The sequence below is a fragment of the Mycobacterium sp. NGS18 genome (assembly GCF_059813185.1).
This window is the reverse complement of record NZ_JCALEC010000013.1, coordinates 38,510-63,043: the sequence shown is the minus strand read 5'-3', so window position 1 is coordinate 63,043 and position 24,534 is coordinate 38,510. Positions and strand designations below refer to the sequence as shown.

26 protein-coding genes and 1 pseudogene are annotated in these 24,534 nt (G+C 67.4%); 14 read left to right on the top strand and 13 right to left on the bottom strand.

What is annotated here, in order from left to right; all coding sequences use genetic code 11:
- The first annotated feature begins 41 nt into the window (after positions 1-41).
- Positions 42-743, top strand: a complete 702-nt coding sequence (locus AC5Y31_RS19600; RefSeq protein WP_499982313.1) for a M24 family metallopeptidase — start codon at positions 42-44, stop codon at positions 741-743.
- A gap of 6 nt (positions 744-749) precedes the next feature.
- Here AC5Y31_RS19600 and AC5Y31_RS19595 read toward each other — a convergent pair whose 3' ends face one another.
- On the bottom strand, positions 750-1,658 hold the full coding sequence (locus AC5Y31_RS19595; RefSeq protein ID WP_499982311.1) for an SDR family NAD(P)-dependent oxidoreductase: 909 nt from the start codon (positions 1,656-1,658) through the stop codon (positions 750-752).
- Positions 1,659-1,760: 102 nt separating this feature from the next.
- Here AC5Y31_RS19595 and AC5Y31_RS19590 point away from each other — a divergent pair, with 102 nt between their 5' ends.
- The 3 genes from AC5Y31_RS19590 (at position 1,761) to AC5Y31_RS19580 (ending at position 5,543) form a co-directional block, all read left to right on the top strand.
- Positions 1,761-2,327 carry a TetR/AcrR family transcriptional regulator gene (locus AC5Y31_RS19590; protein WP_065023410.1) on the top strand — a complete coding sequence of 189 codons (567 nt, stop codon included), beginning with the start codon at positions 1,761-1,763 and terminating at the stop codon, positions 2,325-2,327.
- A 188-nt stretch (positions 2,328-2,515) separates the two neighbouring features.
- Positions 2,516-4,141 carry a chaperonin GroEL gene (groL, locus tag AC5Y31_RS19585; RefSeq protein WP_065023411.1) on the top strand — a complete coding sequence of 542 codons (1,626 nt, stop codon included), beginning with the start codon at positions 2,516-2,518 and terminating at the stop codon, positions 4,139-4,141.
- Between the two features lie 85 nt (positions 4,142-4,226).
- A complete protein-coding gene (locus tag AC5Y31_RS19580) occupies positions 4,227-5,543 on the top strand; it encodes a bifunctional adenosylcobinamide kinase/adenosylcobinamide-phosphate guanylyltransferase (RefSeq protein ID WP_499982308.1) in 1,317 nt (438 codons plus the stop codon).
- Here AC5Y31_RS19580 and AC5Y31_RS19575 read toward each other — a convergent pair.
- Positions 5,536-5,925, bottom strand: coding sequence for a pyridoxamine 5'-phosphate oxidase family protein (locus AC5Y31_RS19575; protein ID WP_499982307.1), 390 nt, complete (start codon positions 5,923-5,925; stop codon positions 5,536-5,538). The two genes, AC5Y31_RS19580 and AC5Y31_RS19575, sit on opposite strands and share 8 nt — an antisense overlap.
- Before the next feature lie 10 nt (positions 5,926-5,935).
- A complete protein-coding gene (locus AC5Y31_RS19570) occupies positions 5,936-6,319 on the bottom strand; it encodes a pyridoxamine 5'-phosphate oxidase family protein (protein ID WP_499982306.1) in 384 nt (127 codons plus the stop codon).
- A 60-nt stretch (positions 6,320-6,379) separates the two neighbouring features.
- Between AC5Y31_RS19570 and AC5Y31_RS19565 the strand changes: the two genes are divergently transcribed.
- Positions 6,380-7,396: an aldo/keto reductase family protein gene (locus AC5Y31_RS19565; RefSeq protein WP_499982304.1), complete on the top strand. Its 1,017-nt coding sequence runs from the start codon at positions 6,380-6,382 to the stop codon at positions 7,394-7,396.
- Between the two features lie 3 nt (positions 7,397-7,399).
- Here AC5Y31_RS19565 and AC5Y31_RS19560 read toward each other — a convergent pair whose 3' ends face one another.
- Positions 7,400-9,124, bottom strand: a complete 1,725-nt coding sequence (locus AC5Y31_RS19560; protein WP_499982301.1) for an N-acyl-D-amino-acid deacylase family protein — start codon at positions 9,122-9,124, stop codon at positions 7,400-7,402.
- A 46-nt stretch (positions 9,125-9,170) separates the two neighbouring features.
- Here AC5Y31_RS19560 and AC5Y31_RS19555 point away from each other — a divergent pair, with 46 nt between their 5' ends.
- From AC5Y31_RS19555 to AC5Y31_RS19540, 4 genes are read left to right on the top strand one after another with little or no spacing between them, the layout of a single operon-like run.
- Entirely contained in the window at positions 9,171-9,548 is a 378-nt protein-coding gene (locus tag AC5Y31_RS19555; RefSeq protein WP_499982299.1) for a VOC family protein, read from the top strand.
- A gap of 11 nt (positions 9,549-9,559) precedes the next feature.
- Positions 9,560-10,090, top strand: coding sequence for a mycothiol transferase (locus AC5Y31_RS19550; protein WP_499982297.1), 531 nt, complete (start codon positions 9,560-9,562; stop codon positions 10,088-10,090).
- Positions 10,091-10,142: 52 nt separating this feature from the next.
- On the top strand, positions 10,143-11,663 hold the full coding sequence (locus AC5Y31_RS19545; protein ID WP_499982294.1) for an aldehyde dehydrogenase family protein: 1,521 nt from the start codon (positions 10,143-10,145) through the stop codon (positions 11,661-11,663).
- Entirely contained in the window at positions 11,663-12,493 is an 831-nt protein-coding gene (locus tag AC5Y31_RS19540) for a hypothetical protein (protein ID WP_499982293.1), read from the top strand. The genes AC5Y31_RS19545 and AC5Y31_RS19540 overlap by 1 nt, the downstream gene beginning before the upstream one ends.
- 7 nt (positions 12,494-12,500) lie before the next feature.
- On the opposite strand, the gene AC5Y31_RS19535 is transcribed toward AC5Y31_RS19540, so the two are convergent.
- A complete protein-coding gene (locus AC5Y31_RS19535) occupies positions 12,501-14,534 on the bottom strand; it encodes a prolyl oligopeptidase family serine peptidase (RefSeq protein ID WP_499982289.1) in 2,034 nt (677 codons plus the stop codon).
- A gap of 61 nt (positions 14,535-14,595) precedes the next feature.
- On the opposite strand from AC5Y31_RS19535, the gene exaC reads away from it, so the two are divergent.
- The 4 genes and pseudogenes from exaC to AC5Y31_RS19515 all read left to right on the top strand — a co-directional run bounded on the left by exaC (position 14,596) and on the right by AC5Y31_RS19515 (position 17,362).
- Positions 14,596-16,119: an acetaldehyde dehydrogenase ExaC gene (exaC, locus tag AC5Y31_RS19530; protein ID WP_499982288.1), complete on the top strand. Its 1,524-nt coding sequence runs from the start codon at positions 14,596-14,598 to the stop codon at positions 16,117-16,119.
- Positions 16,120-16,132: 13 nt separating this feature from the next.
- Positions 16,133-16,531, top strand: a pseudogene (locus tag AC5Y31_RS19525) (DUF779 domain-containing protein); the annotation flags it as partial.
- A 41-nt stretch (positions 16,532-16,572) separates the two neighbouring features.
- Positions 16,573-16,851, top strand: a complete 279-nt coding sequence (locus tag AC5Y31_RS19520) for a putative holin (protein WP_301631780.1) — start codon at positions 16,573-16,575, stop codon at positions 16,849-16,851.
- Positions 16,844-17,362 carry a hypothetical protein gene (locus AC5Y31_RS19515; RefSeq protein ID WP_499982285.1) on the top strand — a complete coding sequence of 173 codons (519 nt, stop codon included), beginning with the start codon at positions 16,844-16,846 and terminating at the stop codon, positions 17,360-17,362. Before AC5Y31_RS19520 ends, AC5Y31_RS19515 begins: the two co-directional genes overlap by 8 nt.
- Here AC5Y31_RS19515 and AC5Y31_RS19510 read toward each other — a convergent pair.
- Genes AC5Y31_RS19510 through AC5Y31_RS19485 form a run of 6 tightly spaced genes read right to left on the bottom strand, consistent with a single transcriptional unit; the run spans position 17,349 to position 21,058 of the window.
- The gene (locus AC5Y31_RS19510; protein WP_065026308.1) at positions 17,349-17,765 is read right to left on the bottom strand and encodes a PIN domain-containing protein; all 417 of its coding nucleotides are present in this window, start codon (positions 17,763-17,765) and stop codon (positions 17,349-17,351) included. The two genes, AC5Y31_RS19515 and AC5Y31_RS19510, sit on opposite strands and share 14 nt — an antisense overlap.
- Before the next feature lie 2 nt (positions 17,766-17,767).
- Entirely contained in the window at positions 17,768-18,007 is a 240-nt protein-coding gene (locus tag AC5Y31_RS19505; protein ID WP_065026307.1) for a DUF6364 family protein, read from the bottom strand.
- Between the two features lie 33 nt (positions 18,008-18,040).
- On the bottom strand, positions 18,041-18,730 hold the full coding sequence (locus AC5Y31_RS19500; RefSeq protein ID WP_499982283.1) for an anti-sigma factor: 690 nt from the start codon (positions 18,728-18,730) through the stop codon (positions 18,041-18,043).
- Complete coding sequence (gene sigK / locus AC5Y31_RS19495) at positions 18,727-19,287, bottom strand: ECF RNA polymerase sigma factor SigK (protein WP_499982282.1); 561 nt, start codon at positions 19,285-19,287, stop codon at positions 18,727-18,729. The genes AC5Y31_RS19500 and sigK overlap by 4 nt, the downstream gene beginning before the upstream one ends.
- Positions 19,284-20,177 (bottom strand): cyclopropane mycolic acid synthase family methyltransferase, encoded by an 894-nt coding sequence (locus tag AC5Y31_RS19490; RefSeq protein ID WP_499982280.1) that lies wholly within the window; start codon positions 20,175-20,177, stop codon positions 19,284-19,286. The genes sigK and AC5Y31_RS19490 overlap by 4 nt, the downstream gene beginning before the upstream one ends.
- Positions 20,174-21,058: a cyclopropane mycolic acid synthase family methyltransferase gene (locus tag AC5Y31_RS19485; protein WP_499982277.1), complete on the bottom strand. Its 885-nt coding sequence runs from the start codon at positions 21,056-21,058 to the stop codon at positions 20,174-20,176. Before AC5Y31_RS19485 ends, AC5Y31_RS19490 begins: the two co-directional genes overlap by 4 nt.
- A 205-nt stretch (positions 21,059-21,263) precedes the next feature.
- Between AC5Y31_RS19485 and lpdA the strand changes: the two genes are divergently transcribed.
- Positions 21,264-22,658, top strand: coding sequence for a dihydrolipoyl dehydrogenase (gene lpdA / locus AC5Y31_RS19480; RefSeq protein WP_499982276.1), 1,395 nt, complete (start codon positions 21,264-21,266; stop codon positions 22,656-22,658).
- A 7-nt stretch (positions 22,659-22,665) separates the two neighbouring features.
- Here the strand turns inward: lpdA and AC5Y31_RS19475 are convergent, their stop codons facing one another.
- Together AC5Y31_RS19475 and AC5Y31_RS19470 are read right to left on the bottom strand one after the other, a co-directional pair.
- Positions 22,666-23,550 (bottom strand): cyclopropane mycolic acid synthase family methyltransferase, encoded by an 885-nt coding sequence (locus AC5Y31_RS19475; RefSeq protein WP_499982273.1) that lies wholly within the window; start codon positions 23,548-23,550, stop codon positions 22,666-22,668.
- 49 nt (positions 23,551-23,599) lie between these two features.
- On the bottom strand, positions 23,600-24,532 hold the full coding sequence (locus AC5Y31_RS19470) for a cyclopropane mycolic acid synthase family methyltransferase (RefSeq protein ID WP_499982272.1): 933 nt from the start codon (positions 24,530-24,532) through the stop codon (positions 23,600-23,602).
- Positions 24,533-24,534: the final 2 nt, after the last annotated feature.

Below are 24,534 nucleotides of genomic sequence, written 5' to 3'. Positions count from 1 at the left end.
GATCGAGATGCAGTCTAGGGCAAGCCGATAGCATCGCTGGCGTGTCCACCCCGGGCGAGCCGGAATCGGTCCGTGTCGAGCGCTTACTCGACGCGCAGACCAAAGCCGCCGCGCTGTTCGACGAGATCGAACGGTCCGGCATGGTCCGCCCGGGCGTCGGCGAGCGGCAGCTCTCCGACGAGATCCGTGACTTGGCCGCTGGCATGTTCGGGGTGACGCGGCACTGGCACAAGCGGGTGGTGCGCGCCGGGGAGAACACCCTGCAGCCGTTCCACGCCGACCCGCCGGATCGGCTCCTGGCCGACGACGACATCGCCTACCTCGATCTGGGGCCGATCTTCGAGGCGTGGGAGGCCGACTTCGGCCGCACCTTCGTGCTCGGGGACGATCCGGACAAGCTGGCGTTGCGCGACGCGCTGCCTGGAGTGTGGCGGGCTGGGCGGGAGTTCTTCGAAGCTCAGCCCGAGATCACCGGCGCGCAGCTCTACGACCACGTCGTGGGATTGTCCCGAGAGCACGGCTTCGAGTTCGGCGCGCCGATCGCCGGACATCTGGTGGGCGAGTTCCCGCACAAGAAGATCTCCGGCGACCACGCACAGTTCTACATCAGGCCGGGGTCGGACAAGCCGATGCGACGACTCGACCGCACCGGTCGGGTCTGCCACTGGATCCTCGAGGTGCACCTGGTCAACCGGGCTCGCGGATTCGGCGGGTTCTACGAGGAACTGCTCGACGTGGGTTGAGCCCGGCTACACGGAATAGACCACCCCGGTCAGTTCCTCAGAGACGCTCCAGAGCCGCTGCTGCGCGCCGACGTCGTGTGACTTGCGGCTTGACTTCACCAGCTTGGGGTAACCGCGTTGTTCGGCGAAACCGCGAGGACCGTAGTACTGCCCGCCGAGCACGCCGGGGTCGGTGGCGGCGCGCAGCGTCGGCAGGGCGCCCATGTCCGCGCCCTGGAAGAGCGGTTTGATCACGGGGTAGGCGGCCGCAGCCCAGCCAGGCAGATGGCGCATCAACTCGGTGTTCGAGCCGCCGGGGTGCGCGGCTGTGGCGATCGTCGTCCGGTGCGCAGCGAGCCGGCGCTGCAGCTCATAGGTGAACAGCAGATTGGCGAGCTTGGACTGCCCGTATGCCTCCACTCGGTTGTAGCGGCGCTCCCACTGCAGGTCGTCGAAGTGGATGTCGGCGCGGATGCGATGACCGATGCTGCTGACGGTGACGATCCGGGAGCCGGCGACCGGCAACAGCCGGTCCAGCAGCAAACCGGTGAACGCGAAATGGCCCAGGTGGTTGGTGCCGAACTGCAGCTCGAAGCCGTCCTTGGTGGTCGACTTGGGCGGGTACATCACCCCGGCATTGTTGATCAGCAGGTCGATGCGGTCGTGGTCGGAGCGCAACTGCTCGGCAGCGGCGCGGATCGAGTCCAGCGAGGTCAGGTCCAGCTCCTGCAGCGCCACGTCGGCTCTGGGGCTGCGTCGACGGATGAGGGCCTCGGCGTCCTTGCCCTTCTCGAGATTGCGCACGGCGAGAACCACTTGGGCGCCCCGCTCGGCGAGTGCGGCGGCGGTCTCGAAACCGAGACCGGTGTTGGCTCCGGTGATGACGGCGACCCGTCCGGCCTGGTCGGGGATGTCTGCGGTGGTCCACTTGGCCATGACGCGCTCCTAGAAGCTGTAGGGTAAACGGGGCGGACGCTCCGGTTTATCGCAACTATACGGAACGTACGCCCCGCTTTGTCAACCGTCAGGAGATTTCCGGTGGCTCAACCCGCACGGCCGTTGCGCGCTGACGCGGCGCGCAACCGCGCTCGCGTGCTTGAGGTCGCCTATGAAACCTTTGCGGCCGAAGGCTTGTCGGTGCCGATCGATCAGATCGCCCGGCGCGCCGGAGTCGGCGCCGGGACCGTCTACCGACACTTCCCGACCAAGGAAGAGCTGTTTCGGGCGGTCATCGAAGACCGCATGCAACGCGTCGTCGACAACGGGTACGCCCTGCTGGAATCCGACGAACCCGGGGCGGCGATCTTCACCTTCCTGCGCTCGATCGTCTTGCAGTGGGGCGCGACGGATCGCGGTCTGGCCGAGGCGCTGGCGGGCTTGGGCATCGACATCGCAGCGGCCGCGCCGGAGTCGGAGGAGGCCTTTCTGGCGGTGCTCGGCGAACTGCTGGCTGCCGCCCAGAAGGCGGGCACGGTGCGGCAAGACCTCGATGTACGCGAAGTCAAGGCGATCCTGGTCGGATGCCAGGCGATGCAGTCCTATAACTCCGCCCTGGCCGAACGCGTGACCGACGTCGTCATGGACGGTTTGCGCGCGCCGCAATAGGCAGCCGGTGATCTTGCACTCTCCAGGGGCGAGTGCTAAGAATGACGTTGGCACTCGCGACCGGCGAGTGCTAGGTCGGGACGGTGAGGTACGGGGCCGCACCTGCGGAGCACACCCAACGCCGTCCGTCGCGGGCACTGACCCGACCGACAAGACGTGCACCCCCTAACCGGAGGAATCACTTCGCAATGGCTAAGCAAATTGCGTATGACGAAGAGGCCCGTCGCGGCCTCGAGCGGGGTCTGAATGCCCTCGCCGACGCGGTCAAGGTGACGCTGGGGCCCAAGGGCCGCAACGTCGTCCTGGAGAAGAAGTGGGGCGCCCCCACGATCACCAACGATGGTGTGTCCATCGCCAAGGAGATCGAGCTGGAGGACCCCTACGAGAAGATCGGCGCCGAGCTGGTCAAAGAGGTCGCCAAGAAGACCGACGATGTCGCCGGTGACGGCACCACCACCGCCACTGTGCTGGCCCAGGCCCTGGTCAAGGAAGGCCTGCGCAATGTGGCCGCCGGCGCCAACCCGCTGGCCCTCAAGCGCGGCATCGAGAAGGCCGTCGAGAAGGTCTCCGAGACCCTGCTGAAGGACGCCAAGGAGGTCGAGACCAAGGAGCAGATCGCGGCCACCGCCGGGATCTCCGCGGGCGACCAGTCCATCGGTGACCTGATCGCCGAGGCGATGGACAAGGTCGGCAACGAGGGTGTCATCACCGTCGAGGAGTCCAACACCTTCGGCCTGCAGCTGGAGCTCACCGAGGGCATGCGCTTCGACAAGGGCTACATCTCGGGCTACTTCGTCACCGACGCCGACCGTCAGGAAGCGGTCCTGGAGGACCCCTACATCCTGCTGGTCAGCTCCAAGGTGTCGACGGTCAAGGACCTGCTGCCCCTGCTGGAGAAGGTCATCCAGGGCGGCAAGCCGCTGCTGATCATCGCCGAGGACGTCGAGGGCGAGGCGCTGTCCACCCTGGTCGTCAACAAGATCCGCGGCACCTTCAAGTCGGTTGCCGTCAAGGCTCCGGGCTTCGGTGACCGTCGCAAGGCGATGCTGCAAGACATGGCGATCCTCACCGGTGGCCAGGTCATCAGCGAAGAGGTCGGCTTGTCGCTGGAGACCGCCGACGTCGCCCTGCTGGGCAAGGCCCGCAAGGTCGTCGTCACCAAGGACGAGACCACCATCGTCGAGGGCGCCGGTGACTCCGACGCGATCGCCGGACGGGTGTCGCAGATCCGCGCCGAGATCGAGAACAGCGACTCGGACTACGACCGGGAGAAGCTGCAGGAGCGGCTGGCCAAGCTGGCCGGCGGCGTCGCGGTCATCAAGGCCGGGGCTGCCACCGAGGTGGAGCTCAAGGAGCGCAAGCACCGCATCGAGGACGCGGTGCGCAACGCCAAGGCCGCCGTGGAGGAGGGCATCGTCGCCGGTGGTGGCGTGACCCTGCTGCAGGTAGCACCGTCGCTGGACGAGCTGAAGCTCTCGGGTGACGAGGCCACCGGCGCCAACATCGTCAAGGTGGCGCTGTCGGCTCCGCTGAAGCAGATCGCCTTCAACGCCGGCCTGGAGCCGGGCGTTGTCGCCGAGAAGGTCTCGAACCTGCCCGCCGGCAGCGGCCTGAACGCCGCCACCGGTGAGTACGAGGACCTGCTGAAGGCCGGCGTTGCCGACCCGGTGAAGGTGACCCGCTCGGCGCTGCAGAACGCGGCGTCCATCGCGGCACTGTTCCTGACGACCGAGGCCGTTGTCGCCGACAAGCCGGAGAAGGCGGCCGCTCCGGCGGGCGACCCGACCGGTGGCATGGGCGGCATGGACTTCTAAGTCTGGTTGCACGAAAGAGCCCGGCTCCCCGCGGTGGGGGCCGGGCTTTTTCGTACCTGCGCCGGCCGTGCGCGAGGATGGCGGTATGGAGATCCTGCTGCTGGGCACCGGCAGCGCCGACGGCTGGCCGAACCCGTTCTGCCGGTGCGCCTCCTGCCGATCGGCGATCGAGGTTCGCGGGCAGACTGCCGCGCTGATCGATGACGTCCTGCTGCTGGACTGCGGACCGGAGGCGCCGCGGGCCGCCGCGCGCTTCGGACGGTCGCTGGCTTCGGTGCGCCACATCCTGTTCACCCACGGCCACTGGGACCACGTCGGGCCGGCCGCGCTGCTGATGCGGCACTGGACCGGGACCGGCGAGCCGCTGGATGTGGTCGGGCCGGCCAGTGCGCTCGACCAATGCCGGGACTGGGTGGGCCCGGACGGCCCCGTCCGGTTCGTCGAGGTGAGCCCCGGCGACGACGTGCGCATGGGTGAGTATCGGGTGCGGGTGCTCGCCGCCGCGCACGGCTCCGACATCGGCGGTGACGCGGTGCTCTACGACCTGGAATCCGTTGGTGGCCGGATCTTCTGGGCCACCGATACCGGCCCGCTGCCCGAGGTCACCCACGCCGCGGTCGCCGGCGCCGCCTTCGATGCGGTGTTTCTTGAGGAGACATTCGGGATGCATACTGGACACGGCACCGAACACCACGACCTACCCGCGTTCGCGGCGACCGTGGATGAGTTTCGCCGCTCCGGTGCCGTCGTGGCCGCCACCGACGTCGTCGCGGTCCATCTGAGTCATCACAACCCGCCGGAGCCTAAACTGACTGCGGCGCTGGCTGATTCGGGGGCCCGCCCGGGGCGCGACGGCGAGACCGTGGGCGCGGCGCCGACCCGTGCCCTGGTTCTCGGCGGAGCCCGGTCGGGCAAGTCCGCGCACGCCGAAGCACTGCTGGCTGGGCAGGCCGCGGTGACCTACTTGGCCACTGGCGGGGTGCGCGAGGGCGATCCGGAGTGGGTCGAACGGGTCCGGCTGCACCGGGCCCGGCGGCCGGCATCCTGGCAGACGGTGGAGACCAGCGATGTCGCCGAGGCGCTGTGCGCCGCCGAAACCCCGGTCCTGCTGGACTGTTTGGGCACCTGGCTCACCGCGCGGATGGATCTGCACCGGGTCTGGGACGGCGGCGCGCTGGACGGCGTGCACGCCGACATCGACAAGCTGGTGACGTCATGGCGGGACTGCCCGGTGCGCGCGGTGGCGGTCAGCAACGAGGTCGGCAGCGGGGTGGTGCCGCCCACCCCGGCCGGGCGGCTGTTCCGCGACCTGCTCGGCGTGCTGAACGCGCGGATCGCCGCCGAGTCCGACGACGTGGTGCTGATGGTGGCCGGCCGGCCGCTCAGGCTTCCCGCTAGCTGACCTTCAGGTCGACACAGTCGCTGTAACAAGGGGTTTCGCCCGGTGACTCCGGGGTAGCGACCCGGATCAGCACCGCGCGGCTGGGGGAGATCGCTACGCGGGCCAGCTCCCCGGTGTCGGAGACGTCGGCGGTGCCGTCGACGATGACGGTGTAGCCGCCCGGGACCGGCGGCGGCCACATCAGCGTGACGTCGCTGCTGCGCGCCAGGTTCGCTCGGCTGCGCCGGCCGCCGAGCGCGCCGATGTGAACGGTGTCGCCCTTGAGGATCGGCATGACCGGCACTGGGTGCGGCCGGTTCTCGGCGTCGACGGTGATCAGGTAGGCGTAGTCGTAACCCACGAGCTTCTCGGCGAGTTGGTCGAAATCCACGTTGGAAGCCATGTGGGCCAGCTTAGTTGTCCGCCTTGAGCTGCACGCAGTCATGCATGGTGCCCAGCGCTCGCCCGTCTTCGAACATCGGCCGGTGCAGCAGGGCTTTGGTCGGGGTGATCAGGATGGGGGCGGCCGGGTTGTCGGCAAGTTCGGCGTGGCCGTCGACGAACAGTGAATACTCGCTGACCTCGCGCGCCGGCCAGACCAGGGTGACGCTCGGGTGGGCCGCCATGTTCTCCCGGCCGTGGCTGCCGACCGGACCGACATCGACCCGGGCGCCGTCGAATGTCGGGGTGATCGCGGTGGTGCGCACCCGATAGTCGTCGCCAACGGTCACCAGGAACGCGAAGCCGTAGCCAGGCAACAATTCGCCTAGACGGGCGAGGTCGACGGACTTGGCCATGGTGTCGAGGATAACGGCGGTCGGCAGACATCTGGCCCGCTCTCGGCCAAGATGGTCCTCATGGAATTTCGCTACCTGGGCAACTCCGGCCTGCAGATCTCCGAGATCACCTACGGCAACTGGCTCACCCACGGATCGCAGGTCGAGAACGATGTCGCCACCGCGTGCGTGCATGCCGCGCTCGATGCCGGCATCACCACCTTCGACACCGCCGATGTCTACGCCAACGGTGCCGCCGAGGAAGTGCTTGGCACCGCGCTGAAAGGCCACCGACGGGACTCGCTGGAGATCTTCACCAAGGTCTATTGGCCGGTTGGGCCGGCTCCGTTGGGCCGCAACGACACCGGACTGTCCCGCAAACACATGATGGCTGCCATCGACGGGTCGCTGCGCCGGCTGGGCATGGACTACGTCGACCTGTATCAGGCGCACCGCTATGACTCCTTTACCCCGCTGGAGGAGACCATGCAGGCGTTCGCCGACATCGTCCGGGCGGGCAAGGCGCTCTACATCGGCGTCAGCGAGTGGTCGGTCGAGCAGATCCGCCAAGCCCACGAACTGGCCCGCCAGCTGGGCATTTCGCTGATCTCCAGCCAGCCGCAGTACTCGATGCTGTGGCGGATCATCGAGCCCGAGGTGGTTCCCACCTGCCGGGAACTGGGCCTGGGCCAGATCGTCTGGTCGCCGATGGCCCAGGGTGTGCTGTCCGGCAAGTATCTGCCCGGTCAGCCGCCGCCGGCCGGCTCACGCGCCACCGACGAGAAGGGCGGAGCGAACTTCGTCAAACGGTTCATGACCGACGACGTGCTGACCCGGGTGCAGCAGCTGCGCCCGATCGCCGACGAGCTGGGGCTCACGACGGCGCAGCTGGCGATCGCCTGGGTGCTGCAGAACGACAACGTCGCCGCCGCTCTGGTCGGGGCGTCGCGCCCGGAGCAGGTGGCCGAGAACGTCAAGGCGTCCGGGGTGCGCATCCCTGACGAACTGATGACCCGCATCGATCAGGTCCTGGGCGATGCCGTCACCGCCGACCCGGCGCTGGTGGCCAAATCCACCCCGACGCAGCGACTGCTGTAGGAATCAGGCCGGCGCGGGCCGGCGGCCGCGCACCAGCTTTCCGGGGCGCGCCGCGGTGGGTTTGCCGTTCTCGGAGATGATCTCACCGGCGACGATCGTCGCCACGTAGCCGTCGGCGGTCTGGTCGAGCCGGCGCCCCCCGGCGGGCAGGTCATAGGTGACCACCGGCTTGTGCAGCTGCAGGCGCTGGTGATCGATGACGTTGAGGTCCGCCTTGTAGCCGACCGCGATCCGGCCCCGGTCGTCGAGTCCGGCGGTTCGGGCGGGCACGGACGTCAGCTCGCGGACCGCCTCGGCAACGCTGAGCCGACCGGCGGCGCGGTCACGCGCCCAGTGCGTCAGCACATAGGTGGGGAAGCTTGAGTCGCAGATCATTCCGTAGTGGGCACCGCCGTCGCCCAGGCCCAGCACCACGTCCTCGCGGCGCATCAGCGCACCGACGGTGTCCAGCGAGTTGTTCTCGAAGTTGGCCAGCGCGTCCAGCAGGATCGCGTGCCCGTCGTCGTCGAGTAGGCGGTCGTAGGCTTCCTCGACCGGGGAGACGCCACGCGCCCTGGCGCGGGCCGCAATGCTGTTCGACGGATCCGGTTCGTAGTCGGCGTCATCGCCCAGCGGGTACGTCCAGTCCCAGGACTGCGCCAGATACGCGATCGGATTGGCCGGAACGATAGCGGGCGCATCAGCCAGAATCCGTTGCCGCACTTCTGGTTTACGCATTTCTGCGACCCGTTCTGCGAGCGGCAGGCCGGCGATCTCCTGGTAGCGCGGGTACAGCACGAAGGGGTTGAAGCTCAGGTCCAAACCGATCATGAGCCCGACCGGGCGGGGGAAGACCTGGGCGGTGATCGCGGCGCCGGAGCCGTTCGCCTTCTCCACCATGGTGATCGCCTCGCGCCACAGCGGCTTGCCGGCGTTGCCGATCAGCAAGGTGAAGGTGACCGGAAGGCCCGCGTCGGTGGCCGCGTCGAAAACCTGCTGCAGGACCGGCTGATACGCCCCATTGGGCAGGTCGGGGACGAACTGGATCAGCCCCCCGCCGCCGTCGGCGATGCCGCGGCCGATCTCGCGGATCTCGGTGTAGGCGGCGTTGTAGCTGGGGATCTGGGCTCCGGCCCGAGTGCGGTGGGTGATCAGCCGTGACGACGAAAAGCCCAGTGCCCCAGCCTCGGTGGCTTCGCGGGCCAGCTCGCGCATCCTGGCCAGATCCGCCGGTGTGGCCGGCTCGCGGTCGACCCCGCGTTGTCCCATCACGTAGACCCGCAGCGGCGAATGCGGCAGGAACGCCGCCACGTCAATATCGCGTTGCCGCGCGTCGAGGGCATCCATGAACTCCGGGAAGGTCTCCCATGTCCACGGCAGGCCGTCTGTCATCACCACGCCGGGAATGTCCTCGACGCCGGCCATCAGGTCGACCAGCACGTCGTGATCGGCGATGCGGCACGGCGCGAACCCCACCCCGCAGTTGCCCATCAACGCGGTTGTCACCCCGTGTGCCGAAGAGGGATTGAGTCGATCCGACCAGATCGACTGCCCGTCGTAGTGGGTGTGCAGGTCGACGAAACCCGGTGTGATCAGCAGTCCGTGCGCATCGATAACCTGCCGCGCGTCGCCGGTCGCGGTACCAACCTCGACGATGATGCCCTCGCGCACGGCCACATCGCCGACGTACGGGTCGCCGCCCAGCCCATCGACGATCGTGCCGTTGCGGACCACGAGGTCGAAGCTCATCTAGTTAATCTACGACCGCGCGTTAACTCATGGAAGGATGTCTTGCGTGATCGACCACGTGGGCATCAACTGCACCGACTACGCCAGATCGCAGCAGTTCTACGACGCGGTGCTCGCCGTCCTGGGCTACACCCGCCAATTGGATGTCGGCGTCGCGATCGGATATGGCCGAGACGGGCATCCCACCTTCTGGATCGCCGATGCCGCCGCCGGGGACGCTTCCGGCCCGAACCGTGAGGTCCACGTCGCGTTCAGCGCCGCGGACCACGCGAAGGTGCAGGCGTTCTACGACACCGCCGTGCAACTCGGTGCGGAGTCGCTGCACGCGCCGCGGCTGTGGCCCGAGTACCACCCCGGCTACTTCGGCGCCTTCGTCCGTGATCCGGACGGCAACAATGTCGAGGCGGTCTGTCACCAGGCGTAGCGTCGGGCGGTATGACTGGTACCGACACGGCCGCCGCTCTGCGGGACCTGCTCCGCGACGCGTTCACCCGGTTGCTCGAACACGTCGACGAAGTCACCGACGGGCTCACCGACGGGGTGGCCACCTATCGGCCGACGCCGGAGGCCAACAGCATCGCCTGGCTGCTCTGGCACAGCGCCCGGGTGCAAGACATCCAAGTCGCCCAGGTCGCCGGGGTCGAGCAGGCCTGGACCCGCGACGGCTGGGTCGACCGGTTCGGCCTGGACCTGCCGCGCGACGACAGCGGGTACGGCCACAGCGCGGCCGACGTCGCCAAGGTCCGCGTCCCGGCTCAGCTGCTGGCCGGCTACTACCGCGGTGTGCACCAGCTGACCTTGGACTATGTCGACGGCATCACCGCCGAGGAACTGGCCCGGGTGGTCGACAAGCACTGGAATCCGCCGGTGACGGCCGGCGTCCGACTGGTCAGCGTCATCGATGACTGCGCCCAGCACCTGGGGCAGGCCGCGTACCTGCGGGGGATCGCGCCCAGCAAAACTTGACACCTGTCGAGGGGGGTGCGACCGGGGTCACAACCGGGACTAATATGGCGCCATGACCACCACCGCGCCCGCTCCCGCCCTGTCCGGCACCGACACCGTGCTCAGCCCCGCCACCGGGGCGGTCGCCGGTGAGGTGCACTGGACCGATCCGTCCGACGTCGAAGCGATCGCCGCCGGCCTGCGCACCGCCCAGCGGGAATGGGAGCGCCGCGGCGCCAAGGGGCGGGCCAAGGCGTTGGCCCGCTTCGCGGTGTGGCTCGGCGAGCACCGGGACGAGATCGAGCGGCTGCTGATCGCCGAGACCGGCAAGTCCAGCACCGACGCGGCCCAAGAGGTGCCGCTGCTGATCATGATCCTGTCGTACGTGATCAAGGTGATGGACAAGGCGGTGGCCCCCGAGACCCGGCCGGCGTCGCTACCGCTGATGGCGATCAAGAAGATCAGCGTGCACTATCGGCCGCGTCCGGTGGTCGGCGTGATCGCGCCCTGGAACTACCCGGTGGCCAACGCGTTGATGGACGCGATCGGCGCCTTGGCGGCCGGCTGCGCGGTGCTGCTCAAGCCCTCCGAGCAGACCCCGCTGACCGCGGAACTGCTGCGCGAGGGCTGGCAGGCCGCCGGTGGTCCGGACGTGTTCGCGGTGGTGCAGGGCGCCCGCGAGGTGGCCGAAGCGGTGATCGACAACTCTGATTACGTGCAGTTCACCGGGTCCACCGGCACCGGACGCAAGGTGGCCGAGCGGGCCGCGCGGCGGCTGGTGCCGGTCAGCCTCGAACTGGGCGGCAAGGACCCGATGATCGTGTGCGAGGACGCCGACATCGACCTGGCCGCGCACGCCGCGGTGTGGGGAGCGATGTTCAACGCTGGGCAGACCTGTGTCTCGGTCGAGCGGGTGTATGTGCTCGAACCGGTCTACGACAAGTTCGTGGCCGCGGTCGTCCGCGACGTGCAGGCGCTGCAGATGGGTACCGGCGAGGGCACGCATTTCGGGTCGCTGATCAGCGACCAGCAACTGGCCATCGCCGAACGCCACGTCAAAGAGGCGGTGGCCGCCGGAGCCCGCGCGCTGACCGGCGGCGAACGCACCACCGGCCCAGGCAGTTTCTACCCGCCCACTGTGCTCGTCGACGTCGACCACTCGATGGCCTGCATGACCGAGGAGACCTTTGGTCCGACCCTGCCGATCATGAAGGTCGCCAGCATGGACGAGGCGATCCGCCTTGCCAACGACAGCCCTTACGGGCTGAGTGCCTCGGTGTTCTCCCGCGACGTCGCACGCGCCAAAGACATTGCCGTCCAACTGGATTGCGGTGCGGTGAACATCAACGACGTGATCTCGAACCTGATGTGCACGACGGCCCCGATGGGCGGCTGGAAGACCTCGGGTATCGGCGCGCGGTTCGGCGGCGTCGACGGGATCCGCAAGTTCTGCCGGCAGGAAGTCGTCGTGGCGCCGCGCACCAACGTCGGTGCGGGCGGTAACTACTACCACAATTCGCTCAAAGCGCTGGCCCGGATGAACGGGCTGATGACCCGGATGGCGCTGGCGCGGCCGCGCCGCACGGCGAAGTAGTGCGCTTCCTCACCGCGGCGCTGTTCTGGTTGCTGACCACCGCCGCGCTTGCGGTGACCCTGCCGACGGCATGGGCGCAGTGCAACCTGATCGACGCCGACGGGTACGCGCGTCTGGCGCAGCGGGCAGCCGCCCAACCTGCGCTGCAGGACGCGGTTGCCGCCGAACTGACCTCCCAGACGGTGCGGCTGATCCGTGCGCAGGGGTTCCCCCTCGATCCCTCCCCGGTACGCGAGGCCGCCGCCGAATACACCGCCGGGCCGTCGTTTCCCCGGCAGTTCGTGCAGGTGAACTCCGACGGTCACGACTGGCTGCTCAGCGGCGCCGACACCGGGCCGTGGGAGATCGATGTGGTACCGATGTTGCGGGACAAGGCGTTTGCGCAGCTGCTGTCCGACTACCACATTGCCCTACCGGCGTCGATGTCCATTCCGCTGACGCCGACGTCCACCGAGGTGGCGCGTCCCGGCGGATTGCACCGCCTGGCGGTGTGGGGGCCGTGGCTGAGCCTGGTGCTTGTCGCACTGACCGGTTTGTGCGCGGTCTTGACGCTGGCCGCGGCACGTCATCGCGGCCGGGCCTTGGCGAGCCTCGGTGTGTCGGGGCTGTTGGTGGGTGCGGCGGGCTGGTCGGGGATCGAGGTGGCGCGGCGCTATCTGAACCAGGTGCTCAACCAGGCGACCGGCGACATCCGCCGGATCGCCGATGTCGTCGTGGATCTGGCCGAAGACAGCCTGCACCTCTGGCTCAATCTGACCCTGGCGGCCGGGGCGGTGCTGGTACTGCTCGGGGTGGCCGTCGCGCTGGTGGGCGGATTGCGCAAGGCCTGACCCGTTTTCAGGCCGATCCGCCCAGCATCCGCCACAGGAACGAGAAACTCAGCGCGGACTTGAACGCCGCCTGCGCGTTGTCGGCGGCCCCGCCGTGGCCGCCCTCGATGTTCTCGTAGTAGGCGACCCGGTGCCCGGCGTCCTGCAGCGCCGCGGCCATCTTGCGGGCATGGCCCGGGTGCACCCGGTCGTCGCGGGTCGAGGTGGTGATAAGTACCGGGGGATACGTCGCGTCGGCCGAAATATTCTGGTACGGCGAGTATTTGCTGATGAACTCCCAGTCGTCAGGGTTGTCCGGATCGCCGTACTCGGCGACCCAGGACGCGCCGGCCAACAGCAGGTGGTATCGGCGCATGTCCAGCAGCGGCACCTGGCAGACCAGCGCGCCGAATAGCTGCGGGTAGGCGGTGAGCATGATGCCCATCAGCAGCCCGCCGTTGCTGCCCCCGACCGCGCCGAGCTGCTCGACCGTGGTGATCTTACGGTCCACGAGATCGGTTGCCACCGCGGCGAAATCCTCGGCCACCAGGTGCCGGCCCGCCCGCATCGCCTGGGTGTGCCAGCCCGGACCGTATTCGCCGCCGCCGCGAATGTTGGCCAGCACGTACGTTCCGCCGCGCTCCAGCCACAGCCGGCCCAGAACGCCGTCGTAGCCGGGGGTGCGCGCCACCTCGAATCCGCCGTAGCCGCCCAGCAGGGTCGGGCCGGTGGCGCCGTCGGGGCGCACCACGAAGTACGGGATAGCGGTGCCGTCCTTGGACGTGGCGAAGTGCTGAGTGACGGTCAGGCCGTCGGCGTCGAAAAAGGAGGGGGCGGACTTGATCTCGGTGAGCTCACCGTCGACCGGGCCGTGCAGCAGCCGCGAGGGGTGAGCGAATCCGCTGGAATCAAGGAAGATCTCGTCGCCGGTGTCGTCGATGGCCGCGATCACGATGTTGGTGTTGGCCGGCACTGCGGTGACCGGGCGCCGCTGCCAGTCGTCGGGCGTGATCACCTCCACGTGGCTGGCCACATCGCGCAAAGTGACCAGTACCAGTCGATCGCGGGTCCAGGCGTAGTGATGCAGCGCGGTGTGTGCGTCGGGTTCGAAGATGACACTGCACTGCGCTGTGCCGGAAAGGAATTCGTCATAGTTGGCGGCCAACAGCGAACCCGCTCGATAGGACGCGGTGCCGGTGTCCCAGTCGGTGCGCAGCTCGATCAGGATCCACTGCCGGTGTACTGACACCGTCGCGTCGGTAGGCGCGTCGATGCGGATCAGCTCGTCTTCGCCGGGCTGGCCGCGCAGCTCGTAGATCTCGTCGTTGAAGAAGTCGACGGCCCGCGAGACCAAGGTGCGCTCGAAACCCGGGGTGCGGTCGCGGCCGGCGCCCACCACCACGTCGGTCGCCTCGCCGGCGAACAGCGTCTCGGCGTCGGCGAGCACCTGCCCGCGCCGCCACCGCTTGACGATCCGGGGATAGCCGGATTCGGTGAGCGAATCGGGCCCGAAGTCGGTGCCCACCAGCACCGTGTCCTCGTCCTCCCAGCCGATGCGGGTCTTGGCCTCGGCAAGCTGGAAACCCCCAGAAGCAGGGGGGACGAATTCGCGGGTGGTCATGTCGAATTCGCGCACCACCACAGCGTCCGAGCCGCCCCGGGACAGCGACACCAGTGCCCGGGTGAGCTCGGGTTCGATCACGTTGGCGCCGGCCCACACCCAGTTGGTGTTGTCGGCGCGGCCCAGCGCGTCGACGTCGAGGATCACGTCCCAGTCCGGGGCGTCGCTGCGGTAGCTGTCCAGCGTGGTGCGCCGCCACAGCCCGCGCGGGTTGGCGGCGTCGCGCCAGAAGTTGTAGAGGAACTCCCCGCGGCGCCGCACGTAGGGCACCCGGGCATCGGTGTCGAGCACCTCCAAGGCCGCGGTGCGCATCGCCTCGAAGTCATCCCCGCCGAATTCATCGACGGTCGGGGCGTTGCGGGCGCGCACCCAGTCCAGCGACCGATCGCCGGTGACGTCTTCCAGCCAGAGATAGGGGTCAGCAGCAGGTTCAGCAGGCATGGGAGCCATTGTGACGTCGGCGGTAGTGTGAGTTGTGCAACACCCGAAAGGAGCAGCACCGATGACCGTTTTCGCACGCCCGGGGTCCGCGGGGGCACTGATGAGTTACGAGTCCCGCTACGGGAACTTCATCGGCGGGCAGTGGGAGGCGCCGGCCTCCGGTGAGTACTTCGAGGACATCACCCCGGTCACCGGTGAGCCGTTCTGCGAGATCCCGCGTTCGACGGCCGCCGATATCGACAAGGCGCTGGACGCCGCGCAGGCGGCGGCGCCGGCCTGGGGCAAGACGTCGCCGGCCGATCGCGCGGCGATCCTCAATAAGATCGCCGACCGCATCGACGAGCACCGCGAAGAGTTGGCGGTGGCCGAGGTGTGGGACAACGGCAAGCCGATCCGGGAGTGCCTGGTCGCCGACATTCCGCTGGCCGCCGATCATTTCCGATACTTCGCGTCGGCGATCCGGGCCCAGGAGGGCGCGCTGAGCCAGATCGACGACGACACCGTCGCCTATCACTTCCAGGAGCCGCTGGGCGTCGTCGGCCAGATCATCCCGTGGAACTTTCCGCTGCTGATGGCGGCCTGGAAGCTGGCGCCGGCGCTGGCCGCCGGTAACGCGGTGGTGCTCAAGCCCGCCGAGCAGACCCCGGCGTCGATCCTGTTCTTGATGACTCTGATCGGTGACCTGCTACCCGACGGAGTCGTCAACGTGGTCAACGGATTCGGGGTGGAGGCCGGCAAGCCCCTGGCGTCCAGTAACCGGATCGCCAAGATCGGCTTCACCGGCGAGACCACCACCGGGCGGCTGATCATGCAGTACGCCAGTCACAACATCATCCCGGTCACCCTGGAGCTGGGCGGCAAGAGTCCCAACATCTTCTTCTCCGACGTGCTGGCGGCCGGCGACGACTTCTGCGACAAGGCTCTGGAAGGCTTCGCGGGCTTTGCCCTCAATCAGGGTGAGGTGTGCACCTGCCCGTCGCGGTCGCTGATCCAGGCCGACATCTACGACGAGTTTTTGGAGCTGGCCGCGATCCGCACCAAGGCGATCCGCCAAGGTGACCCGCTGGATGCGGCCACCATGATCGGCGCGCAGGCCTCCAACGACCAGCTGGAAAAGATCTTGTCCTACATCGAGATCGGCAAGGGGGAGGGCGCCAAGGTCATCACCGGCGGCGAGCGCGCCGAACTCGGCGGCGATCTGTCCGGCGGCTTCTACGTGCAGCCGACGATCTTTGGCGGGCACAACAAGATGCGGATCTTCCAGGAGGAGATCTTCGGCCCGGTGGTCTCGGTGACGTCGTTCAGCGACTACGACGACGCGATCGGCATCGCCAACGACACCCTCTACGGGCTGGCCGCCGGAGTGTGGAGCCGCGACGGCAACACCGCCTACCGGGCCGGCCGCGACATCCAGGCCGGCCGGGTGTGGATCAACTGCTACCACGCCTATCCGGCGCATGCTGCGTTCGGCGGCTACAAGCAGTCCGGCATCGGCCGGGAGAACCACAAGATGGCGCTCGCCCACTACCAGCAGACCAAGAACCTGCTGGTGTCCTACTCCCAGACGGCACAGGGTCTTTTTTGATGGGCATGTTCTGATGGCTGCGCCGGACCGGGTGCTGATCACCGATGCGGCGGCCGAGCTGGTGGCTCGCCTGGTGGCCCGGCACGGCCCGGTGATGTTTCACCAGTCCGGCGGCTGCTGCGACGGCTCGGCGCCGATGTGCTACCCCGACGGCGACTTCATCGTCGGGGATCACGACGTGCTGCTCGGGGTGCTCCGCCCGAACGACCGAGCCGGGGACATTCCGGTGTGGATCTCCGGCCCGCAGTTCGGGGCGTGGAAACACACCCAGCTGATCATCGACGTGGTACCTGGACGCGGCGCCGGGTTCAGCCTGGAGGCGCCGGAGGGCATGCGGTTCCTGTCCCGCAGTCGGGCCTTCACCGACGACGAGAACGCGCTGCTCGACGAAGTCCCGGTGATCACCGGGTCGCTCCCGCACTGAGCGGGGCCGCGGTCGTAAAATCTGCTGGTGTGATTCCGCTGCCGCGCCCCTGGCTGTTGAGCAGCACCATGCTGGTCGGCACCGCCGTCGGCATCCTCATCGGGATCGGGACGACGCTGCTGGTCACCGTCTCCGTGCGCCCGGATGTGGCGATCGCGCTGGTGCTCGGCGTGCCCAGCGTCGCGGGGCTGATGCTGGTGTTCGTCTCCTCGCGCCGCTGGGTAACCGCAGTGGGTGCGTTTCTGCTCGCGCTGGCGGTCGGCTGGTTCGGGGCGCTGGCGGCGATTCAGGCGGTCTCCGGTGTCTGAGACCACCGACACCGGGGCGCTGCCCCTGACCGAGCCGCACTGGCCGCCGAGCTTCGACACCGGCCCGCATCCGACCCCGCTGCCGGCACCGGCCGACGAGCCCGAACCGGAATCGCAGCCCGGGCCGGCCCTGATCTCACCTCCGACGCCGGTCAAGCCCCCCAAGCCCGTTGCCGTCGCCGGCCAATTCCGGTTCCTGAAGTGGTGGCACCTGGCGCTGGTGCTTCTCGCGGTGTGGATCCCCGCGGCCGGGATCGGGCTGGGCCTGTTCTCCTGGTGGTATTCGCTGGCCGACAAGACCCCGGCCGTCTTCGTGGTGGTGCTCTACGCGGCCGGGTGCATCGTCGCCGGGCTGATCGTGGCGATGGTGGGCGAGAAACCGCTGCTGGCCGCGGTGGCGATCGCGTTGATGTCGGCGGTCTTCGCCTCGGCCGTCGCCGCGGCGCCGCTGTACGGCCACTACTTCTGCCAGCACGTGGAGCGCTGCGTCGGGGGAGTCATCCCGTACTGAACGGATTGGCCAGCCGCACCCCCTCGATCACCTGCCCATCGCTGAGATCTTCGGTCCACAAAGTGTCACAACGCAATTCGGCGGCGCTGCGGACGATCATGGCGTCCCAGAAGGACAGTTGGTGCCGAACCGACCACGTGGCCGCGGCGATGACGTCGTCCGCCAGCGGAGAGTGGACTCGCCATCGAGACAGGCTTTTGAGCCGGTCAGCTGCCGACGCCGGGTCGATCGGTTTGATCGCCTTGCGCGTCACGTTGACGTAGAACTCCTGCAAAACCTGCACGCTCAAGGCGCCGCGGCGTTCACGCCAGAGCCGTTCAACCAATGCGCGGGCGGTCTCATGTCGATCACCAGCGGCCGTGTCGTAGGCATAGAGCAGGACATTGGTGTCGACGAACTCCATGGTCAGCGCTGGTGAAGTTCGTCCCGGGACCAGGTGATCGACCCGATCTGAAGGCCGGTACCCCCGCTCATCATTCGTCGCTCGAGATCGGCCACGTCGTCATAGTCCTGCACCTGACCGACAAGTTGCTCGAGTAGCCGCGCGACCAGGCTCGACACGGACATGTCGCGCTGCGCTGCAAACACTTTCGCGCGACGAACCAACTCCGCCGGCATGGTCAACGTGATGTTCTTCGAGGCCATGTGTTTCAGTGTAGCGCCGAAACACGGTCGACATCACTCCAGCGGCAGCGCCACGAACGGCTGGCTGGTCGGCTGCTCGGAGCCCCCGCTCGGTTCGACGGTGAAGGCCAGCGTTGCGGCGCGGCCGAGGTCGCGGATGACCTCCGTGGTCGACGGATGCACGGCCTGCGGACCGATGATGCCCGCGGACCGCGGCTGCTGGTCCTCGATCAGCCACATCTGGTAGACGGTGCCGGCCGCCGGCGGCCCCATGTTGTTCATCACCAGGACGGCGGCGTCCCTGTCGCGTGAGTAGACGACGGTGGCCGTTCCGCCGGTGGGGATCGCGCCGCTGGCCGTACGCACATCGGACGCGGTGAACACCTGCTCGGCCGCCGGCGGCGTCGCCGCGGGCCGCAGCGCCAATCCCGCGCCGAACGCGATCGCCACAACTGCGGCGGCGGCCGCGGCGAATCCGGCTGCCCGCCAGCCGAACCGCGGCCCTGGTCGCACCGCCGCCAGCACCCGATCGCGCAGGCCCGCCGGCGGGTCGAGTGCGGTGCCGGCCGAGATCACCGCCATCGTCTCGCGCACCGCGCCGACCTCATCACGAAACGCGCGGGCCTGATCGGCGGGGGCTGCGGCGAGGCGCCGTTCGATGTCCGCGCGCTCACTGGCCGAAACGGCGTCCAGGGCGTAGGGCGTGGCCAGCGTCGACAGCTCGTCATCGGTCGGAGTCGTCATCGCACCCCCAGGCAATTACGCAAGGCGCGCAATCCATCTCGCATTCGGGACTTGACGGTGGCTAGGTTGGCCGCCAGCCGGGTCGACACTTCGGCATAGGTCAGGCCCGCGTAGTACGCCAGCTCGATGCAGCGGCGCTGGATGTCGGTGAGGGAGTCGAGACACTCGGCCACGCGACGACTTTCTTCACGAAGAATCGCTGATTCGGAGACCACGTCGGCCGGGCGGTCCGTGGTGGCGGCCGCGTACCGCGCTTCGTGCCTGCCGGCCGCTTCCTCGGTACGCACCCGGTCCACGGCGCGCCGGTGCGCGATCGTCAACAGCCACGCCAGCGCCGACCCAGATGCCGGATCGAATTGCGTGGCCTTGCGCCATACGTGCAAGTAGACCTCCTGGGTGGTCTCCTCGCTGTAGCCGGGATCGCGGACCATCCGGGTCACCAGACCGAACACCCGCGGACTGGTGCGGTCGTAGAACTCAGCGAATGCGTCGACGTCGCGGCGGGCGACTTGCCCTAACAGGACGTTCAGGTCGTCGCGCTGCCGGGGCCCGCTCATGGGGTGGTCGGTTTGAGGTAAGTGAGCAGGCTGCAGTCCAGGCTCTCGTCGCCAAGGTAATACGCGCAGCCGCGCAGATACTTCATGTACCTTTCATACACGGCGACGGAGGTGATCTCCAGAGCTTCGTCCAGGTGTGCGGCCAGGGCATCACCCCAGGTCTTGAGGGTCCTGATGTAGTGCGGCCGCAGTGAGAGCACCTCGGGCAGCGCGAATCCCGCCTCCACGCCGCGGATCATGATCATCTCCGTGGTGGGCAGCCGTCCGCCCGGGAAGATCTCGGTGATCATGAACCGGATGAACTTGGCCGTATCGAAGGTCTGCTTCTTTCCGCGGGCGTGAAGGTCATACGGGTGGTAGCCGACGTTGCTCTGAATTGTCATCCGGCCGCCCGGCGGCAGGACCGCAAAGCAGTTCTCGAAGAATGTGCGGTAACGGTCGTAACGGAAGTACGGGATGGCCTCAATCGAGATGATCCGATCGACCGGTAGTCGGAAGTCCTCCCAACCGTGCAATAGCACCTGACGGCTGCGATCGCTGTCGATGTCGTCGAGCAACCGCTGGGCGTAGGCCCGCTGATTCCGCGACAGGGTCAGGCCGATGACGTTGACGTCGTAGCGCTCGACCGCCCGCTTGAGGGCCGACCCCCAGCCGCAGCCGATATCGAGCAGCGTCATGCCGGGGCGTAGATCCAGGGTGTCCAGGTGCAGGTCCAGCTTGGCGATCTGCGCCTGTTCCAAGGTGGTGTCAGGCGCAGCGAAGTAGGCGCTGCTGTAGGTCCGCGTCGGATCCAGGAAGAGGGCGAAAAAGTCGTCAGACAGGTCGTAATGAGCCTGGACCTCTGTGAAGGGAGGCGGCATGCCGGGTCCGGGAATCGGTGTCGGGATCATGCGCTCACCCCGTCTTCCAGCTTCTTCAGCGTGAACTGAACGACATCCGCCTGGCGCCGGCGGAACATCTGCGCGCAGCCGGTCAGGTACTTCATGTAGCGGTCGTAAACCTCCTGCGACTGCGTCGCGATGGCCTCATCGCGGTGTGCCTCCAGCCCCGCGGCCCAGCAGTCCAATGTTCTGGCGTAGTGCGGCTGCAACGATTGCTCTCGGGTCAGGGTGAAGCCGGCTGCGGCGGAACGTTCGCCGACCATCGGGATCGAGGGGAGTCGCCCGCCGGGGAAGATCTCGGTCAGGATGAACTTGATGAACCGGGCCGCCTCGAAAGTGAACGGAATACCCAGCTGTTGGGCCTCGCCGGGTCGCAGGCCGCAGATGGTGTGCAGCAGCATCACTCCGTCGGCGGGCAGCACGGCATGAGCCATCTCGAAGAACGCCCGGTAGCGCTCGTGGCCGAAGTGTTCGAACGCGCCGATGGACACGATCCGGTCGACCGGTTCGTCGAACCCTTCCCAGCCTTCCAGTAACACCCGTCTACTCCGCGAGCTGTCCATCGCATCGAACGTCCGCTGAACGTGGGCGGCCTGGTTATACGAGAGGGTCAAGCCGACCACATTGACGTCGAATCGTTCGATCGCGCGGCACATGGTGGCGCCCCAGCCGCAGCCGATGTCGAGCAGCGTCATGCCTGGCCGCAGGCCCAGCTTGCCCAGGGCCAGATCGATCTTGGCGATCTGCGCCTGCTCCAATGTCATGTCCTCGCGTTCGAAGTAGGCACAGCTGTAGGTCTCGGTTGGGTCCAGGAACAGGCGGAAGAAGTCGTCGGACAAGTCATAGTGAGCCTGGACATCGGCAAAGTGTGGTGCGAGACGCTCGGTCATCGTCATGGGCCTTTCGTATCCCCGTGTCGGTCGCGAAGTGCGGAGCGAATCAGGAACCCCCGAAGCACCCCCATGAGGTATTCGGAGCGTCCGGGCTCGTGGATTGGTCCACGGCGGATGTTTTTTGGCAGGCGTCGCATAACCGCCGGGTGGGGCGGTTGAACCGAGACCGGAGACCGCAGGCTGCACCGGATAGGGTGAATCCGTGACCCACTATGACGTCGTAGTCCTCGGAGCCGGCCCCGGTGGTTATGTCGCGGCCATTCGTGCCGCCCAGTTGGGCCTCAACACCGCCATCGTCGAGCCCAAATACTGGGGTGGCGTCTGTCTCAACGTCGGCTGCATCCCGTCCAAGGCGCTGCTGCGCAACGCGGAGCTGGCGCACATCTTCACCAAGGAAGCCAAAGTCTTCGGGATAACCGGTGAGGCCACCTTCGACTACGGGGCGGCCTTCGACCGCAGCCGCAAGGTCGCCGAGGGCCGGGTGGCCGGGGTGCACTTCTTGATGAAGAAGAACAAGATCACCGAGATCCACGGCTACGGCACCTTCACCGACGCCCACACCCTGTCGGTGGCCCTCAACGAGGGTGGCACCGAATCGGTGACCTTCGACCACGCCATCATCGCCACCGGCTCCAGCACCCGGCTGGTGCCCGGCACCTCGCTGTCGGACAACGTCGTCACCTATGAGCAGCTGATCCTCACCCGGGAACTACCCAAATCGATCGTCATCGCCGGCGCCGGCGCGATCGGCATGGAGTTCGGTTACGTGCTCGCCAACTACGGCGTCGAGGTCACCATCGTCGAGTTCCTGCCGCGGGCGCTGCCCAACGAGGACGCCGAGGTGTCCAAGGAGATCGAGAAGCAGTTCAAGAAACTCGGTGTCACCATCCGCACCGGAACCAAGGTGGAAAGCATCGAAGACGACGGGTCGACGGTCGCCGTCGTCGTCAGCAAGGACGGCAACAGCGAGACGCTGAAGGCCGAGAAAGTGCTGCAGGCCATCGGTTTTGCGCCCAACGTGCAGGGCTACGGGCTGGAGGCGGCCGGTGTTGCGCTCACCGACCGGGGCGCGATCGGCGTCGGTGAGTACATGCAGACCTCGGTGCCGCACATCTACGCGATCGGCGACGTCACCGGTCTGCTGCAGCTCGCCCACGTCGCCGAGGCTCAGGCCGTGGTGGCCGCCGAGACCATCGCCGGTGCGGAGACGATGCCGCTGGGCGACTACCGGATGATGCCGCGGGCCACGTTCTGCCAGCCGCAGGTGGCCAGTTTCGGGCTCACCGAGCAGCAGGCCCGCGACGAGGGCTACGACGTCAAGGTGGCCAAGTTTCCGTTCACCGCCAACGGCAAAGCCCACGGAGCCGGGGATCCCAGCGGGTTCGTCAAGCTGATCGCCGACGCCCGCTACGGCGAACTGCTCGGTGGACACCTGATCGGCCACGACGTCTCCGAGCTGCTGCCCGAGCTGACTCTGGCGCAGAAATGGGACCTGACCGCAGGCGAGTTGGCCCGCAATGTGCACACCCACCCGACCATGTCCGAGGCGCTGCAGGAGTGCTTCCACGGGCTGACCGGTCACATGATCAACTTCTGACGTTCGATCAGCCCTTGACCAGGGTGAACTGGGCGACATAGCTGACATTGCGTTGGAAGAAGTCGGCGCAGCCCAGTAGGTACTTCACATACCGGTCGTAGATCTCCTGGGAGGTCACGGCGATCGCCTGGTCCCGCGCGGCCTGCAGCCGGGTCGCCCAGGTGTCCAGGGTCCGCACGTAGTCCGGTGTCAGGTCGTGGCGCTCGGCCAGCGAAAACCCTGCCGCCGCAGAATATTCGAGGACGTCCTCGTCGCACGGCACCGAGCCGCCGGGGAAAATCTCCTTGGCGATGAAGCGCATGAACCGCAGGTCGGTCATCGTGATCGGGATGCCCATCTCCGGCCAGCGCTTCAGCGGGTGACCCATGATGGTCTGCAGCACCATCCGCCCGTCGTCGGGCATGAGCCGGTGGCACAGCTCGAAGAACGCGGCGTAGCGCTCCTTGGGGAAGGCTTCGAACGCCTCGATGGAAACGATGCGGTCGACGGGTTGGTCGAACTCCTCCCAGCCGCGCAGCAGAATCTGGCGGGAGCGGCCGGTGTCGACGTCGTCCAGCACCTGCTGGCCGAGGCTGCACTGGTTCCTGCTCAGCGTCAGACCCACCACGTTGACGTCGTAGGTTTCGATCGCCCGCCGCATCGCCGAACCCCATCCGCAGCCGACGTCGAGCAGCGTCATCCCGGGGACGAGGTCCAACTTGCCCAGCGCGAGATCGATTTTGGCGATCTGCGCCTCCTGCAGCGACATGTCCTCGCGCTCGAAATAGGCGCAGCTATAGGTCCGGGTAGGGTCCTGGAACAAGCCGAAGAAATCGTTCGAGATGTCGTAGTGGGCTTGCACATCCTCATACGCCACCGGCATCTTCGGTGCACCCGACGTGGTATCGGCCATCTGTCTGAGCTCCTGCCTGCCTGGTGAATCCGGACGCCGCCCAAGCCCGTCAGGCGGCCGCTTTCTCGCAGGTGAACTGGGCGACGTCGGTGTAGCCGACGCGGAACAGCTCGGCGCACCCGGTCAAGTACTTGTGGAACCGCTCGTAGATGGCCTCGGAGGTGATGGCGACGGCCTCGTCCTTGCGGGCTTCCAGATTGTCCGCCCAGGTGTCCAGGGTCCGAACGTAGTGCGGCTGCAGGTGCTGCTCGCGGGTGATGGTGTAGCCGGCGTTGCCGGCGTGGTCGGTGATCTGCGCGGCCAGCGGGAGCCGCCCGCCGGGGTAGATCTCGTCCATGATGAATTTGATGAACCGCACCCGCGACATCGTCAGCGGCAGCTGTTTGGCCTTGATCTCCTCATCGCTGGGAATGATGATGCTGTGCAGCAGCATCACCCCGTCGTCGGGCATCCAGCTGAACGTCTTTTTGAAGTAGTCGTCGTACTTGTTGAAGCCGAAGTGCTCGAACGCGCCGATCGACACGATCCGGTCGACCTGCCCGTCGAACTCCTCCCAGGGCTGTAGCCGCACTTCCATGCGGCGGGTGCTGGTGGAGGTCGCGAACACGTTGTCCTCGATGTGCTGCTTCTGGTTCTCCGAGAGCGTCAGGCCGATGACGTTGACGTCATAGCGCTCGGCGGCCCGCCGGATCGTCGAGCCCCACCCGCAGCCGATGTCGAGCAACGTCATCCCGGGCTGTAGGCCCAGTTTGCCCAGCGACAAATCGACTTTGGCCAGCTGCGCTTCCTGCAGCGTCATATCGTCGCGCTCGAAATAGGCGCAGCTGTAGGTCTGGGATGGGTCCTGCCACAGCTTGAAGAAGTCGTTGGAGATGTCGTAGTGGAACTGCACTTCGCCTTTGTCTGACCCGCGCGTCTGCGCAGCGGATTTAGAGAGCCACTGGGACTCGGCTTTGGATCGTGCGCTTGTTGATTTTGCCACGG

What these genes read in the sequence shown, in the direction of transcription:
- AC5Y31_RS19565 (WP_499982304.1), top strand. Translation starts at nt 6,380, where the DNA reads ATGGAATTTCGCTACCTGGGCAACTCCGGCCTGCAGATCTCCGAGATC.
- AC5Y31_RS19580 (WP_499982308.1), top strand. Translation starts at nt 4,227, where the DNA reads ATGGAGATCCTGCTGCTGGGCACCGGCAGCGCCGACGGCTGGCCGAAC.
- AC5Y31_RS19490 (WP_499982280.1), bottom strand. Translation starts at nt 20,177, where the DNA reads ATGATCCCGACACCGATTCCCGGACCCGGCATGCCGCCTCCCTTCACA.
- AC5Y31_RS19485 (WP_499982277.1), bottom strand. Translation starts at nt 21,058, where the DNA reads ATGACCGAGCGTCTCGCACCACACTTTGCCGATGTCCAGGCTCACTAT.
- AC5Y31_RS19570 (WP_499982306.1), bottom strand. Translation starts at nt 6,319, where the DNA reads ATGGCCAAGTCCGTCGACCTCGCCCGTCTAGGCGAATTGTTGCCTGGC.
- sigK (WP_499982282.1), bottom strand. Translation starts at nt 19,287, where the DNA reads ATGAGCGGGCCCCGGCAGCGCGACGACCTGAACGTCCTGTTAGGGCAA.
- groL (WP_065023411.1), top strand. Translation starts at nt 2,516, where the DNA reads ATGGCTAAGCAAATTGCGTATGACGAAGAGGCCCGTCGCGGCCTCGAG.
- AC5Y31_RS19510 (WP_065026308.1), bottom strand. Translation starts at nt 17,765, where the DNA reads ATGGAGTTCGTCGACACCAATGTCCTGCTCTATGCCTACGACACGGCC.
- AC5Y31_RS19550 (WP_499982297.1), top strand. Translation starts at nt 9,560, where the DNA reads ATGACTGGTACCGACACGGCCGCCGCTCTGCGGGACCTGCTCCGCGAC.
- AC5Y31_RS19560 (WP_499982301.1), bottom strand. Translation starts at nt 9,124, where the DNA reads ATGAGCTTCGACCTCGTGGTCCGCAACGGCACGATCGTCGATGGGCTG.
- AC5Y31_RS19545 (WP_499982294.1), top strand. Translation starts at nt 10,143, where the DNA reads ATGACCACCACCGCGCCCGCTCCCGCCCTGTCCGGCACCGACACCGTG.
- AC5Y31_RS19500 (WP_499982283.1), bottom strand. Translation starts at nt 18,730, where the DNA reads ATGACGACTCCGACCGATGACGAGCTGTCGACGCTGGCCACGCCCTAC.
- AC5Y31_RS19575 (WP_499982307.1), bottom strand. Translation starts at nt 5,925, where the DNA reads ATGGCTTCCAACGTGGATTTCGACCAACTCGCCGAGAAGCTCGTGGGT.
- AC5Y31_RS19595 (WP_499982311.1), bottom strand. Translation starts at nt 1,658, where the DNA reads ATGGCCAAGTGGACCACCGCAGACATCCCCGACCAGGCCGGACGGGTC.
- AC5Y31_RS19535 (WP_499982289.1), bottom strand. Translation starts at nt 14,534, where the DNA reads ATGCCTGCTGAACCTGCTGCTGACCCCTATCTCTGGCTGGAAGACGTC.
- AC5Y31_RS19475 (WP_499982273.1), bottom strand. Translation starts at nt 23,550, where the DNA reads ATGGCCGATACCACGTCGGGTGCACCGAAGATGCCGGTGGCGTATGAG.
- exaC (WP_499982288.1), top strand. Translation starts at nt 14,596, where the DNA reads ATGACCGTTTTCGCACGCCCGGGGTCCGCGGGGGCACTGATGAGTTAC.
- AC5Y31_RS19505 (WP_065026307.1), bottom strand. Translation starts at nt 18,007, where the DNA reads ATGGCCTCGAAGAACATCACGTTGACCATGCCGGCGGAGTTGGTTCGT.